Below are 14,448 nucleotides of genomic sequence, written 5' to 3'. Positions count from 1 at the left end.
ATCCCTAATTATCATGTATTATTAATTATGAGTATAGAGAGATTGAAAATAGGAAAAATACTCCTCAAATATGCTATAATAAAGAGTCTCTGTACTTCAATAATGACTAATCATGAAAAAAATAGAACTAGAACTAGATCAAGAAACTTCTTACCTTGTAAATTGAGAAGTTTCACGAATCTTCTCTACAGTTAAAGGCTGAATATCTTGAATCTGAGCATCAGATCCAATTTGAATTAATAAAGAATTTTTTTCTGATAAATTTCTAAATGGTCTTATGGCTTTAATCTGGACACCAGCACGGATCATAGTGTAAGCTATAAGTCTGACATCCTCAACTTTTACTTTTTCGCCAAACCAAATCGAGTTTGTAGAAACCTCTGTAATTTTAGGGTTCCCAATTTCCAATTTAAATCCTAATTTTTGTAGAGTCTCCCGAATGATATCGGGATCAACATCTTTAGGAAAATACTGAACTGTGATTAATTCTTTGTTTCCCCTATTTTGTTGAAGTTCTGGAATTAATTCGTCATTTGCCTGGTTACTCTGTTGGACAGTATCAAGAGTTGCCGATTGAGCTTTATTAATTGTAAATCCACGCTCAGTGAGTATTTTCTTTATATCATTCGTATTATTACTTATCTGAGTTGTATTATTTTCCAATTGCTTAATTTTTTCAGATAGTTTATCTTTCTCTAGTTGATTTTCTGTATCTTTCTGCACTCCAAAATAAATACTAAATCCACAAGTTAAAACTAGTCCAGAAATTATGATATGTTTTAGCCATTTTTGCCTGCTGTCCTTTGAGTCTGCATAAATTGAAACTATACTCATAATGAAAGACAAGAGCGGCATTATAAATGATTCAAAGGACATACTCTTACATTTACCTCAACTTGAGTTACAAATACTAATAAGTATAAATGTAATCATTAACACTTAGCCTCATACTCTATACTGTATACATCTATATTGGTGCTTTTTTAATATAAAATTAACTTTTACTAAACAAAGCTACTTAATATCCAGTGTTAGTAGGCGCTGTTTTAAGTTCTTTGCTTGTTCAATAATCCCATCCCAATTTTCTTCTAATACACATTTTTTCGGGAATAATTCGCCACTTAATCCCACTGCTACTGCACCAACTTGTAAAAAATCTTGAGCATTTTCTAATGTTATACCCCCCGTAGGAATTAAGGGAATATGCCCAAGAGGTCCCTGTAAACTCTTGATATAGCTAGTTCCGCCCACTGCTTGCACCGGAAACACCTTGACACAACTTGCACCATGATTCCAAGCAGTAATAATTTCTGTAGGTGTCAATGCACCGGGAATAATGGGGATATTTGCGGTTAATGCAGCTTGAATCATATCTAGATCAGTGTGGGGACTGAAGAGAAATTGCGCCCCACAGGCGATCGCCTCTTGTAATTGTTGAACGTTAAATAAAGTCCCCGTACCAATCATACAGTTAGGTAATTTAGCACGGAGTTGGGCAATTAATTCTGGTGCGCGATCGCTATTCCAGGTAATTTCAATTAACTGCATTCCTCCAGATGCTACAGCTAAAGCCATTTTCTCACCCCATACCATCTTCGGGGCGCGAACAACAGCGATCGCTCGATGTAATTTTAACTGTGACAACCAAACTTGATTAGACATTCTTACTGTGACTGTGACTTGCAACTAAGAGGTTAAAAACCTCAAATATAAACATAACCTAGGAACAGAATCTTAACATTCCATCTTGCTTATTCACTCAATCTATGTCATATTATATATATCACTAAATCTATCGGATTACCGTAGTTTAAAATGAACCTAGCAAAACAGATGGAGATTCAAGATTTCCAGAACTTATTCCGCATATTTTCAATACATCGAGTTTTATGGCATTTATATGCTTATGTTACAGTTTTCAAAGTCCTCATGCTCACCTTGGTAAGTTTAATTTTCTTGAGTATCCATTGGACTCACCGCAAATTATTTTCCCACCGTCGCGTCATAGAAACAAATGAATGGGACTTAAACAGCATCAATTAAACCAACGAGTGAATTTAATTTTGTCCGACTACTTAGCGACTCTGCACGAAACAAAAAAGGGCGGGTATCAAACCCACCCCAGTTGTAATTACAAATTAATTACCAATTATCGGCGCACTCAAAGAGACATTTTGTACTGCTTTGGTTGCGGCTAAGGTTGGTACAGAATCACGCAATCTTGCTGTTAATTGTACAGTTGTAGCGTCGTACATTTGGGTTAGCAATTTGGGATAAAAACCAATACCAATAATAGGTATTAACAAACAAGCAATGATAAAGACTTCACGGGGTTCAGCGTCTATCAAATTTTGATGAGAAACTAACTCTTCATTTTCTTGTCCGTAGAAAATTTCGCGCAACATTGAAAGGAGATAAATTGGCGTTAAAATCACACCAACAGCCATCAAGAAAATGACAATGACTTTAAATGTCGAGTTATAAGCATCACTGGTGGCAAAGCCGACAAATACCATTAATTCGGCGACAAAACCGCTCATTCCTGGTAATGCTAAAGAAGCCATTGAACAGGTTGTAAACATGGCGAAAATCTTTTGCATTTTCTTACCGACACCACCCATTTCATCTAACATGAGGGTGTGTGTGCGATCGTAAGTTGCACCGACTAAAAAGAACAAACTTGCCCCAATTAAGCCGTGAGAAACCATTTGTAAAACTGCGCCACTTAAACCCAAGTCGGTGAAAGAGGCAATCCCAATGAGAACAAAGCCCATGTGGGAAATTGAAGAGTAGGCAATTTTCCGTTTTAAATTCCTTTGGGCAAAGGAGGTTAGGGCAGCGTAGATGATATTTACTACCCCCAAAACTACTAACACTGGGGCAACGTAAGCGTGGGCATCGGGTAGCATTTGGGCATTCATGCGAATTAAGGCATAACCACCCATTTTTAACAAAATACCTGCTAGTAACATATGCACGGGGGCTGTAGCCTCACCGTGGGCATCTGGTAGCCAGGTATGGAGGGGAATGATAGGCAACTTGACAGCGTAGGCAATCAGGAAGCCAGCGTAGAGTAAAAGTTGTAAATTGAGTCCAAAATCTTTTAAGGCCAGCGATCGCATATCGAATGTCACTGTATCGCCATAAAACCCCATTGTCAAGGAAGACAGCAAAATAAACAGCGAACCACCAGCGGTGTACAAAATAAATTTAGTCGCTGCATATTGGCGTTTTTTCCCGCCCCAAATTGACAACAGGAAGTATATGGGGACAAGTTCCAATTCCCACACCAGGAAAAATAACAGCATATCCTGGACGGCAAAAACGGCAATTTGACCGCCATACATTGCCAAAATTAGGAAATAAAACAATTTCGGCTTTAGTGTGACAGGCCAAGCTGCTAAGATTGCCAGAGTGGTAATAAATCCTGTTAAGAGAACTAGGGGCATGGATAAGCCATCAACCCCTAAAGACCAATTTAAGCCCAATTGGGGAACCCAGGGATAGCTTTCCACCAGTTGCAAATCGGGATTAGAGAAATCGTATCCAGTATAAAAAGCGCAGACAATGAGGACAAAATCTATCAACCCGACAATGAGAGAATACCAGCGCACGGTTTTTCCATCTTTATCTGGGATGATGGGAAGGAGTAGTGATGCGGCTATGGGAAATAAAATAATCGTCGTCAGCCACGGGAAATTAGCTATATTCATCACATTAATCTGCTATTAAAATCATGTTTGGTTGGCAACAAGTTAGGATCTAATAACTTCTAAATCACCTTAAATCAAGGATTACAGCCACAAGGTTAACATAGATGCTCAAATTAAGTTAATTTTAGATAAAAGAATTAACCAAATTTACCGTTAATGTAAGCTTTGGTGTCTTCCTGTTGAGGATCACTGAAAATCATCTCAGTTGAGTTGTACTCTACTAAGTAGCCACTACGTCCACCTGTTTCGGAAGCTTTAACGTTAAAAAACGCGGTTTTATCAGATACTCGTGATGCTTGGTGCATATTGTGGGTGACAATGACGATGGTATATTGTTCTTTGAGTTCGTGAATTAGTTCTTCTATCCGTGCAGTAGAGATAGGATCAAGGGCAGAACATGGTTCATCCATCAGGATAACTTCTGGTTGGACAGCGATCGCCCGCGCAATACATAAACGCTGTTGTTGTCCACCGGATAATGATAACCCATTTTGTCGCAATTTATCCTTGACTTCATCCCACAAAGCCGCCTGTCGCAAACTCCGTTCCACCAATTCATTCATATCACCTCTGTAGCCATTGATTCTCGCACCAAAGGCAATATTTTCATAAATTGACTTGGGGAAGGGGTTGGGTTTTTGAAATACCATACCAATGCGTCTTCGCACTTCTACAGGATCAATATTCTGTGCATAGATATTTTTGTCGTAGAAATAAACTTTACCTTCGGCTCTAAATGAGTCAATTAGATCATTTAGCCGATTATAACATCGCAATAAGGTAGTTTTACCACAACCGGAAGGACCGATAAAAGCGGTGACTCGATTTTTAGGAATATCTAACCAAACATTTTGTAAAGCCAAAAAATTGCCATAATAGATATTTAAGTTTTCTGTGCGTAAAACCGATTCAGTTCCATTAATTGTGCTAATGATAGTATTCATAAAATCGGGTTTGATGAAAAAGTTTTTTTTGGTGATAGCTAAATTAATTTTTTTTTCTAGTAACCCAGCGAGCAATAATACTAGTAATTAAAACCATGAATACAAGAATTAAAGACGCAGCCCAAGCTAAAGATTGCCAAGTTTGATAGGGAGAAGTGGCAAAGTTGTATACTAAAACCGCTAGAGAAGCAGTTGGTTTGAGGATACTATCTGGCCAAAAAGAAGAAAAAAGAGCCGTAAATAGTAATGGTGCAGTTTCTCCAGCAGCACGAGCGATCGCTAAAATAGAACCAGTGGCAATTGCAGGTAAGGCAGTTGGTAATACCACCAAGATCACAGTTTGCAAATTAGTGCTTCCTAGTCCAATAGATGCTTGTCGTAAATCTTGAGACACTAATTGCAAAGCCTCGTCTGTAGTTCGCACAATAATCGGTAACATTAAAATTGCTAGGGCGACTCCACCTCCCAGGGCTGAATAAGAGCCTAAATTCAATTTTACTAAGGTTAAAACCACAATTCCATAGGCAAATACCCCAGCAATGATCGAGGGAACTCCACTGAGAACATTAGTAGCGAAACGTATCCATCTGGCAATTCTTTGAGAACTAAACTCACTTAAATAAATTGCCGCCAACACACCAACAGGAACACTAATTATCGCAGCAATTCCTACCATTAATAATGTTCCCAAAATGGCATTTCCAAAGCCGCCATTTTTACCAAAGGGAGGAGGTGGCAACTGTGTAAAAACATGGATATCTAAACTACTAAACCCTCTAATTACTACATAATAAAGCATTGCCAATAAAGGAATCAGTGCCAAAACTCCACAAACAAAAGCTAATCCAGTCATGACCATATTAACTAATGTTCGAGGAGACGAAAGAGAACGAGTCAGGCTTCCTCGCGGAAACAAAGAATTCATAATTTAACCAATATATTTACTAATTTCATAAAATACAAAATTATCTGCGTTTATCCTCAGATCCCCGACTTCTGAGATCAATTTATATTTTGTGGACACAATCAATCAAAGAAGTCGGGGATCTTATACCTTCTAAATTCGCCGCACTCGTGCCACAATAAAATCCGCCAGAATATTGACGATCATTGTTAAGATAAATAAAACTAAAGCTGCATACATTAAAGCCGCAATTTGTAACCCATTAGCTTCCGCAAATTGATTTGCCAATAAAGAGGAAATCGTATTCGCTGGTGCTAAGAGAGAGATATTAATATTATTAGCATTACCTATTAACATTGTCACAGCCATTGTTTCACCCATTGCCCTCCCAAGTGCCAACATTACCGCACTGACAATGCCAGAAAAGGCAGCAGGAATAATAACTTGAAAAATGGTTTCCCAACGGGTTGCACCTATTCCTAAAGCGGCTTGACGCAGACTTGAAGGTACAGAAATCAAGGCATCACGAGAGATAGCCGTGATAATTGGCAAAATCATAATTGCTAGTATTACTCCTGCTGGTAACATCCCTGGTCCAGTGGGTGCAGAACTAAAAATTGGCAACCAGCCTAGATAAGTATGTAGCCATGTGCCTAAATTTTTTAACATAGGGATTAAGACAAAAATTCCCCAAACTCCATAAACAACACTGGGAATAGCTGCTAGGAGTTCTACTAAAAATACCAGAACTAAATTTACTTGGGGGGGGAGAAAATTCTCACTCAATAAAATTGCTGTTCCTACACCAATAGGGAGGGTTAAAATCAGTCCAATCAAAGAACTGATGAGAGTTCCGTAAATTGCTGGGAGTACCCCATATTCATTATTAACAGGGTTCCAACTGCTGGTAAAAAAGAAATTAATCCCGAATTTTTGGATAGCTGGTAAAGCACTAGTAGTAATTTGCCAGGCAATCCATAATAGAATAGCAGCGATCGCTAGGGCAAAAATTCGGGTTATCCAAATAAAGCTGCGATCTAGATTTCTATCTATTTCCGAACGGTTTTTTGTGGTTAATGAATCTTCTTGAAAAACTGTAGTCATTTTCTTGACTCCTTACTTCTGGCTTCTGAGAAAGGGCGCAGGCCCTGCGCCCCTACTTTGAGAAACGGAAATATGATAATCAGGACTAATTTGATCTGCCGCTGCTGCTACTTTAGCAATTACATTTGCTGGTAAGGGTACATATCCTAATTCACTAGCTATCTTTTGTCCATCGGTTAAAGCATATTCAATAGTTGCTTCCATTGCTTTAGCTTTGCCGGCATCAGTATATTTTTTATAGGCGAGAATCCAAGTGTAAGTTACTATGGGGTAAGATTCTGCACCTTCAGGATCGGCAATAAAAGCACGAAGATTTTCTGGTAAAGTTACTGATGCTAGAGTTTTAGATGCTGATTCTTCAGAAGCTAAAACAAACTGGTTGGATTTATTTTCTAAAGATGCAAATTTGAGTTTACTTTCCTTAGCATAGCCATATTCTACATAACCAATAGAACCTTGAGTTTGTTGAATTTGGGCGGTAATACCTTCATTACCTTTAGCACCAACTCCTATCGGCCATTTGACACTTTTACCTTCACCGACTTGAGTTTTCCATTCTGGACTAATGGCACTAAGATGTTTGGTGAAAACGCCTGTAGTTCCGCTACCATCAGCACGAAAAATAACTTTGATTTCCTCTTTTGGTAATTTTAGATTAGGATTGATTTTAGCGATCGCCGGATCATCCCAAAATTTTATTTTACCTAAGAAAATATCAGTGTAAACTGCTCGTGATAACTGGAGTTGAGGAACTTCTGGCAAATTATAAGCGAGAACAATACTACCCGCAGTTAGAGGTAATAGTAACACACCTTTTTCTGCCGGAACTTTGTTAATTTCTTCATCCTGCATTGCTACATCACTAGCGCCAAAGTCTAATGTTCCTTGGGTAAACTGCTCAACACCCGCACCACTACCCACAGACTGATAATTAACATTTAAATTGGGATATTTTTTGTTTAACTCTGTAAACCAAGTTTGATAAAGTGGGGCAGGAAAAGAAGCACCCGCGCCGATTAATTCTACATTACCTCCTAAATCTAGTTTCTGAGCATCGGCAGTAGTTGTATTTGTCGTTTTACTAGGAGACTCACTCATAATTGGATTCTTTGAGTTAGTTTCTCCACAAGCTGATAGACTAATTACTACTGTTAATACAGATATTGAAACTATCAGATGATGATTTTTCATGAAACTGATTTTAAGTAGAGCAATCCTATTTGAGTTGAGAACGTATCGGTGATAGCGTAATTATATTCACTGAAAACTTGTCAAACATCCTCTTAAAGATAGGTTGATGATCCATTAGGAGAATTTCAATGTATAATTTGACAATTTCTGTTATATTAGCGATCGCTTCTTTTGTACCTACTGTTAATTAACCCTTGCGCCTAATCAATGTTTGCTGCCTCGAATCAACTGCTATGGTCTATGATAGGCTTGCTCCTCACAGTGGGTGGTACTTTCCTGGAAGCTTATGGTGTTACCTCACCTTGGAATTGGAGTCAGCACGGAATTCAAACCCTTTCACTAGGTGTCAGCTATCAAATTGGTGCAGTCCTACTGGTCGGCTGTTTAGGAGGTCAAAATGCTGGTGCGCTCTCGCAAATTGCCTATTTAGTCATGGGATTAACCTTATTGCCCGTATTTGCCGAAGGAGGCGGTATCGGTTATGTTAGACTATCTCAGTTTGGTTATTTGCTAGGATTTATTCCCGGAGCTTGGATTTGTGGATATTTAGCCTTTAAAGCTCGACCTCGGCTAGAAACTCTAGCTTTTAGTTGTCTTTGTGGCTTATTCACCGTTCACATCTGCGGTATTGCTTATTTAATCATCAGTTATATCTTACCCTGGAGAGGAACAGACAATCTATCACTGATTCAAGCTATTCTGAAATACTCCTGCTTTGCACTGCCAGGACAACTAGTGGTTGTTTGTGCCGTTACCATAGTAGCTTATGTGCTACGACATATAATGTTTTATTAGTCATTGGTCAGTGGTCATTGGTCATTGGTCATTGGTCAGTAGCAAAGAAGAACAACTGACAACCGACAACTGACAAATTCATCATGCGTATAAAAAATCGCTTCTTCTGGATTGCCGCTCTGATAGCATTTCTATTAGACCAACTGACAAAATACTGGGTAGTGAAGACCTTTAACCCAGGACAAACACTACCACTATTGAGGGGAGTCTTTCATTTTACCTATGTGACTAATACAGGTGCAGCTTTTAGTTTATTAAGTGGCAAAGTAGAATGGTTACGCTGGCTATCTTTGGGCGTTAGTTTAGTATTGATAACCATTGCATTATCTGGACCATTGTTAAGTTTTTGGGAGCAAATGGGTTATGGTTTGATTTTAGGGGGAGCAATGGGCAACGGTATTGATAGATTTATACTAGGGTATGTCATTGACTTTCTGGATTTTCGGTTAATTAATTTTGCCGTGTTTAATATGGCTGATTCTTTTATTAGCATTGGTATAGTCTGCTTGTTAATTGCCTCATGGAAAAAAACACCAAGTAATTAAAAAATTTAATTCTTCTTAGGAAAATTCCCCTACTTTCCCGTTAATTTTTAACTTTTAACTTGCAATTGTTTATGAGTTCTCCCCAACCTCCTCAAAAGCCAAAAACTATAATTGGTCAAGTAACTCAAGCGGTCAGCACCATTCATGCTAGAGTCAACTTTTCCATGAAGCTCAAACCCAATGCGAGAGTACCAAAACTATTGGTGCATGATGCCGGCGGGAATCAAGAAGAAAAATATGATTTATTAGGCGATCGCTATATACTAGGACGGAGTTCAAAATCCTGTGATATCGTCGTCCGTAACCCACTTATCAGCACAGTTCACCTCTCATTATCACGGGACTCCACCCAAAACACCCCCGTTTTCACAATCAAAGACGAAAACTCCACCAACGGGATTTATCTTGGCAAAAGGCGCATAAATACCCTAGAACTGCGTCATGGTGATGTTATTAACTTAGGACCACAGGATCTAGCTGATGCTGTGAGCATTCAATACATAGACCCACCTACCTGGTACGTCAAAGCTGTCACCTGGACAGCCTATGGAGTCGGTGGTGTCACGGCTTTAATTGCCTTAGCCATAGGTGCAGAATGGCTGAAATTTTCCGTTAGACCCCTACCTACAGCCACTCGCGCCCCTGTCGTTGTCTATGCCCGTGATGGCTCAACCCCACTCCGTGAACCCCGTAATATCGCCCACGTAGACCTGAAAAAAATATCAGACTTTGGCCCATATTTAGCTGCTGCGGTTGTAGCCTCCGAAGATAGTCGTTACTATTGGCACTTTGGCGTAGACCCCTTGGGTGTATTGCGAGCCGTACTTATCAACAGTCGTAGCGGTGACGTTCAACAGGGGGCAAGTACAGTTACCCAACAAGTAGCTCGAAGTTTATTCCGGGAATATGTAGGCAGTCAAGACTCTTTAGGACGGAAAGTTAAAGAAGCCGTCGTCTCTCTCAAACTAGAAACCTTTTACAGCAAAGACGATATTTTACTAACTTACTTAAATCGCGTATTTTTAGGTGCAGACACCTCCGGCTTTGAAGATGCAGCCAAATATTATTTTAACAAATCCGCCAAAGAATTAACCCTAGCGGAAGCAGCCACCCTAGTAGGGATTTTACCCGCCCCCAATGCCTTCGATTTTTGTGGCAGTGGTCCCCGGAAACTCGGTGCAGCCGACTACCGCAATCGAGTCATTAAACGACTACTAGAAATGGGCAAAATTACCCAAGAAGAAGCCAACCGCGCTCGCCGTTCTACAGTTCAAGTTAGCCCCAAAGTTTGCGAAAGGCAAGCCAAAACCATTGCCCCCTATTTCTATGATTACGTCTTTCAAGAACTCACATCAAGGCTAGGTCCAGCAGCAGCCAGAGAAGGTAACTATATCATCGAAACCCAACTAGATCCAGCTATCCAAGCCAAAGCCGAAGCCGAGTTAAAAAAATCCGTCACCAAAGCCGGCTCAAATTTTGGCTTTTCCCAAGGGGGAATGGTGACTCTCGACTCAAAAACCGGGAGTATTATAGCTATGGTAGGCGGGACTGATTACAAAAAAAGCCAGTTTAATCGCACCGTTCAAGCCCAAAGACAACCGGGTTCTACCTTTAAAATTTTTGCCTACGCTGCGGCTATAGAAAAAGGGTTTTCGACCTACAAAAGTTATTCTTGCAGTCCTTTAACTTGGCAAGGCTTTACCTATAAACCCTGTCGGGCTGGTGCTGGTGGTAGTTTAGACATAGCCACTGGTTTGGCAATGTCAGAAAACCCCATTGCTTTGCGGGTAGCCAAGGAAATTGGCTTAAATCAAGTCGTAGATATGGCGCAGCGTTTGGGTGTTAAATCCAATCTTGAGGCAGTACCCGGTTTGGTATTAGGTCAAAGTGTAGTTAATGTTTTAGAAATGACTGGCGCATTTGGGGCAATTGGTAATCGTGGAGTCTGGAATCCTCCCCATGCTATTAGTAAAATCCGTGACAGTAGTGATTGCAAGGATCTTAAAGATTTTGAAACCTGTCGGGTGATTTACTCCTTCGATACAGATCCAAATGGTTCTAAACAAGTGCTAAAACCAGCAGTTGCCAATCAAATGACTACTATGATGCGAGGAGTAATTACTAGTGGTACAGGTCGTAGCGCAGCTATTGGTTTAGGTGAAGCAGGTAAAACCGGAACCACAAATGATAATGTTGACCTCTGGTTTATTGGTTTTATTCCTAGTCGTCAACTTGTCACCGGCATTTGGCTAGGAAATGATAATAATTCACCTACCTCCGGCAGCAGCGCCCAAGCAGCACAACTTTGGGGTAATTATATGGGTAAAATTACTAAATAGGGTTTGCTGAATAAGTGCACCTGTCACCTCTCCTCACAGACAACTTATTCAGCAAGAGTCCTAGTATTTCTAATTCATCACCAGTTATCCCCATTTCAGAATCTACATCACGTTTACATGATAATGTAGTTGATGCCACTAAAGCTTGGGAAAATACACATCCCATTCCTAAAGCTTCCGATGAATTAGAACAGATAAATCAATAATGAAATTCACAATTAAACGTTTAATTGCTTTGTTTTTAACTTCAATCAGGAGTGATGCTCAAGTTAATATGAAGAGACTGGCTGAGGTGACTAAAAGTTGTCAGCAAGATGTGTTTTCTAAAGAATACTATCAACAAATGCTACTGGATGTTGATCAGTGGGATAACAATGATTTAGAAAAATGTATCTACTGCCGATATTATAGCTCCTTAATTTTGGATAAATTCCCTGAACTCGCTTTAACAGGAGACATATTACCTGGATATCCTGGTTATGTAGCTGTTGGACAACTAGCAAGCATCTTTAGTTATTATGGTCATACCAGGATGCAGTTGTTAGACTGTATTATTGCTAACGATACCTCTAGTGATGTATGCTCCAATTGCAGGAGGATATCTGGAGGCACAAAATATAGGTCTAATGGTTTAATATTATCCTACTTACCTTATGTTTGCCCTTCTTGTGTTGTAGCTCATGACGAAGTATCAGGTTCACAAGAGGCAATTTTAAAAGCTTTTATCGAATGGTTTCTTAAACTTGATAAACCACAAAGGAGAGAAGTAATTTCTATTTTAGGGGATGAAGATGAAGCTATTCAATTGAGGTACTCACTAGCTAATGAATCTACAAAAGCAGTAGAAGAATATAGAAAAACACGCGCAAGGATTGAGCAGCAGGAACAGGAGCGACGGAGAAGAGAATTACTTGGTGATTAGGTTTTTGTAATTTGGTAGGTTGGGTTGACACAAGAAAACGCAATAATAACTAATAACAGCGTAACCTATAATTAATGATAATAAATAATTAAAAATAATGATTGTTTCCTTTAGTTGTAAAGAAACCGAAAAAATATGGCAGGGGGTAAGTTCAAGAAAATTACCAGTAGATATCCAAGAACGAGCATTGCGCAAATTGCGACAACTAGAAGCATCAGCTAATTTAGATGACTTGCGTATCCCGCCAGGAAATCGCTTAGAAGCCCTTTCTGGAGATAGAATAGGAGAATACAGTATCCGTATTACAAAGCAATGGCGGATCTGTTTTATTTGGGAAAATGGAAATGCTTATAATATAGAAATAGTGGATTACCATTAGGAGAAAATGTCATGGAAAATAACTTACTACATAATCCCCATGCTGGTGAAATTTTAAAATATGAATTTTTAGAAGAATTAGACATCAGCGAAAATACTTTAGCTGTTAATTTAGGTTTAACTTATCCTACTATTCAAGGAATTATTACAGGTAAACTTAAAATGACAGCAGATATAGATTTACGCCTTTGTCGCTATTTTAGACTTTCAGATGGTTATTTCTTAAGATTGCAAAATGCTTATGAAATAATGGCAGCAAAAAGAAATTTAGGAGAAACTTTAAATCAAATTATTCCTTATTCTTTACTAGGAACAGATTAACACAAAGTGCTGTATCTTCTGACCTGTTATACTGAAAACGGTTAATAGTTTAACCAAATATGAAACCCCTCTCCAAACCTCTCCCCGCAACGGGGAGAGGCTTTGAACTTGTTCTTTGTATGATAAAAAAGCCCGGCTTCTAGCCGTTTTGAGTATATAATGGCGAATAATCAAGTTAACCGCAAAGTAATGATTAAATTACAAGAATTGCAAGAACAGGTATTGGAATTACCAATCAAAGAACGCTGGACTCTTGTACAAACCTTACTAGCATCAATTCAACAAGAAACACTATCTTCTATTCCTCCTCAACCTACCCTAGAAACCTTATCTGAACTTGACCCCTGGACACAAAGCCTAATAGGTGTAATTCGCTTAGATTCAGAAAATCCAGAGGAAAGTTATATTAATTACCTAGAGGAGAAATATAGTTGAAACAGGTATTATTTGACAGCGATGTTTTGCTGGATATATTAGCACAGCGTCAACCGTTTGTTGTTGCTTCAGCACAAGCATTAAATACAGTTATGAAAAAACAGGTGCAAGGCTTTATTTCTGGACACGCTGTTACCAATATTTTCTATATTTTACGCCGTCAAATTGGTAGCGAATCAGCACGTAAATTAATAGAAAACTTATTGCAACATATTCAAATTGCCAGCGTTACAAATCAAGTAATTCACCAAGCCTTGCAAAGTCCAATTAAAGATTTTGAAGATGCGGTAACAAGTGCAGCAGCAATGTCCGCAGGTTTAGAAATAATTGTCACCCGCAATCAAGCTGATTTTGTAGCTTCCTTAGTGCCGGCAATGTTGCCAGAAGAGTTCTTGAAAATGCTTTCTGAGTAAATTAGTAGTAGGTTGGGTTGACGCAAGGAAACCCAACGATAACAATATGAATACACCACCAGTAGATAGATTAGACCGGATAGAAGCGATATTAGAGCGCGTGGCAGTTCAACAGGAAACTACAGCAGTTAACCTGACGGAACTGATATATAAGGTTGATGACTTTATGGGAACTGCTACCAGTGTTTTGGGGAGAAATGCCATCCTTAACGATGTGGTAGTAGGACTAAATGAAACGGTAGGAAGATTAGATACTAACCTTGCTACTCTCCAAAGCAATTTTGCAGAGAATCAAAAATCAACCAATGCTGCTTTAGAACCCACATTCCGCAGATACTAAAGCAAATTTAGGAATTAAAAATTTAGAGAAAGTAAAGCCTGAAAAGATTGCCGAGCAAAGATTTCAGGCTTTTATTTGTTAAAATAGTGTGATCAAATAGAGAG

The 14,448-nt window shown here is 39.0% G+C and carries 18 protein-coding genes; 11 read left to right on the top strand and 7 right to left on the bottom strand.

Annotated features, from left to right (window positions below; translation table 11 throughout):
• Positions 1 to 150: 150 nt before the first annotated feature.
• Entirely contained in the window at positions 151 to 834 is a 684-nt protein-coding gene (locus IQ226_RS08255; protein WP_193894417.1) for a hypothetical protein, read from the bottom strand.
• A 180-nt stretch (positions 835 to 1,014) separates the two neighbouring features.
• Positions 1,015 to 1,662, bottom strand: a complete 648-nt coding sequence (locus IQ226_RS08250) for a bifunctional 4-hydroxy-2-oxoglutarate aldolase/2-dehydro-3-deoxy-phosphogluconate aldolase (protein WP_193894416.1) — start codon at positions 1,660 to 1,662, stop codon at positions 1,015 to 1,017.
• A 153-nt stretch (positions 1,663 to 1,815) separates the two neighbouring features.
• On the opposite strand from IQ226_RS08250, the gene IQ226_RS08245 reads away from it, so the two are divergent.
• A complete protein-coding gene (locus tag IQ226_RS08245) occupies positions 1,816 to 2,043 on the top strand; it encodes a hypothetical protein (protein ID WP_193894415.1) in 228 nt (75 codons plus the stop codon).
• 95 nt (positions 2,044 to 2,138) lie between these two features.
• Here IQ226_RS08245 and ndhD1 read toward each other — a convergent pair whose 3' ends face one another.
• The 5 genes from ndhD1 to pstS form a co-directional block, all read right to left on the bottom strand.
• Positions 2,139 to 3,713, bottom strand: coding sequence for a photosynthetic/respiratory NAD(P)H-quinone oxidoreductase subunit D1 (gene ndhD1 / locus IQ226_RS08240; protein WP_053539161.1), 1,575 nt, complete (start codon positions 3,711 to 3,713; stop codon positions 2,139 to 2,141).
• A gap of 137 nt (positions 3,714 to 3,850) precedes the next feature.
• Positions 3,851 to 4,657, bottom strand: a complete 807-nt coding sequence (gene pstB, locus IQ226_RS08235; RefSeq protein ID WP_193894414.1) for a phosphate ABC transporter ATP-binding protein PstB — start codon at positions 4,655 to 4,657, stop codon at positions 3,851 to 3,853.
• 43 nt (positions 4,658 to 4,700) lie between these two features.
• Entirely contained in the window at positions 4,701 to 5,582 is an 882-nt protein-coding gene (gene pstA / locus IQ226_RS08230; RefSeq protein WP_193894413.1) for a phosphate ABC transporter permease PstA, read from the bottom strand.
• Positions 5,583 to 5,714: 132 nt separating this feature from the next.
• Positions 5,715 to 6,665 carry a phosphate ABC transporter permease subunit PstC gene (gene pstC, locus IQ226_RS08225; protein ID WP_193894411.1) on the bottom strand — a complete coding sequence of 317 codons (951 nt, stop codon included), beginning with the start codon at positions 6,663 to 6,665 and terminating at the stop codon, positions 5,715 to 5,717.
• Between the two features lie 12 nt (positions 6,666 to 6,677).
• A complete protein-coding gene (gene pstS, locus IQ226_RS08220; protein WP_193894410.1) occupies positions 6,678 to 7,856 on the bottom strand; it encodes a phosphate ABC transporter substrate-binding protein PstS in 1,179 nt (392 codons plus the stop codon).
• A gap of 207 nt (positions 7,857 to 8,063) precedes the next feature.
• Between pstS and IQ226_RS08215 the strand changes: the two genes are divergently transcribed.
• The 10 genes from IQ226_RS08215 (at position 8,064) to IQ226_RS08170 (ending at position 14,344) form a co-directional block, all read left to right on the top strand.
• Positions 8,064 to 8,651 (top strand): biotin transporter BioY, encoded by a 588-nt coding sequence (locus IQ226_RS08215; RefSeq protein ID WP_193894409.1) that lies wholly within the window; start codon positions 8,064 to 8,066, stop codon positions 8,649 to 8,651.
• A gap of 83 nt (positions 8,652 to 8,734) precedes the next feature.
• Positions 8,735 to 9,196: a signal peptidase II gene (gene lspA / locus IQ226_RS08210; RefSeq protein WP_039201128.1), complete on the top strand. Its 462-nt coding sequence runs from the start codon at positions 8,735 to 8,737 to the stop codon at positions 9,194 to 9,196.
• A 71-nt stretch (positions 9,197 to 9,267) separates the two neighbouring features.
• Positions 9,268 to 11,535: a transglycosylase domain-containing protein gene (locus tag IQ226_RS08205; RefSeq protein ID WP_193894408.1), complete on the top strand. Its 2,268-nt coding sequence runs from the start codon at positions 9,268 to 9,270 to the stop codon at positions 11,533 to 11,535.
• Positions 11,536 to 11,549: 14 nt separating this feature from the next.
• Complete coding sequence (locus IQ226_RS08200; RefSeq protein ID WP_193894407.1) at positions 11,550 to 11,741, top strand: hypothetical protein; 192 nt, start codon at positions 11,550 to 11,552, stop codon at positions 11,739 to 11,741.
• Positions 11,741 to 12,457 (top strand): hypothetical protein, encoded by a 717-nt coding sequence (locus IQ226_RS08195; RefSeq protein WP_193894406.1) that lies wholly within the window; start codon positions 11,741 to 11,743, stop codon positions 12,455 to 12,457. The genes IQ226_RS08200 and IQ226_RS08195 overlap by 1 nt, the downstream gene beginning before the upstream one ends.
• A 97-nt stretch (positions 12,458 to 12,554) precedes the next feature.
• On the top strand, positions 12,555 to 12,836 hold the full coding sequence (locus tag IQ226_RS08190; RefSeq protein WP_193894405.1) for a type II toxin-antitoxin system RelE/ParE family toxin: 282 nt from the start codon (positions 12,555 to 12,557) through the stop codon (positions 12,834 to 12,836).
• Positions 12,837 to 12,847: 11 nt separating this feature from the next.
• Positions 12,848 to 13,156 (top strand): HigA family addiction module antitoxin, encoded by a 309-nt coding sequence (locus IQ226_RS08185; RefSeq protein WP_168465807.1) that lies wholly within the window; start codon positions 12,848 to 12,850, stop codon positions 13,154 to 13,156.
• A 159-nt stretch (positions 13,157 to 13,315) separates the two neighbouring features.
• Complete coding sequence (locus tag IQ226_RS08180) at positions 13,316 to 13,591, top strand: hypothetical protein (RefSeq protein ID WP_168465806.1); 276 nt, start codon at positions 13,316 to 13,318, stop codon at positions 13,589 to 13,591.
• Complete coding sequence (locus tag IQ226_RS08175; RefSeq protein WP_193894404.1) at positions 13,588 to 14,004, top strand: PIN domain-containing protein; 417 nt, start codon at positions 13,588 to 13,590, stop codon at positions 14,002 to 14,004. Before IQ226_RS08180 ends, IQ226_RS08175 begins: the two co-directional genes overlap by 4 nt.
• Positions 14,005 to 14,050: 46 nt before the next feature.
• Positions 14,051 to 14,344, top strand: a complete 294-nt coding sequence (locus IQ226_RS08170) for a hypothetical protein (protein WP_193894402.1) — start codon at positions 14,051 to 14,053, stop codon at positions 14,342 to 14,344.
• Positions 14,345 to 14,448: the final 104 nt, after the last annotated feature.

Source organism: Dolichospermum sp. LEGE 00240 (assembly GCF_015207875.1).
In the GTDB taxonomy this organism is placed as follows: Bacteria; Cyanobacteriota; Cyanobacteriia; order Cyanobacteriales; family Nostocaceae; genus Dolichospermum; species Dolichospermum gracile.
The sequence above is the reverse complement of the archived record's forward strand: the minus strand, read 5'-3'. Positions and strand labels throughout refer to the sequence as shown.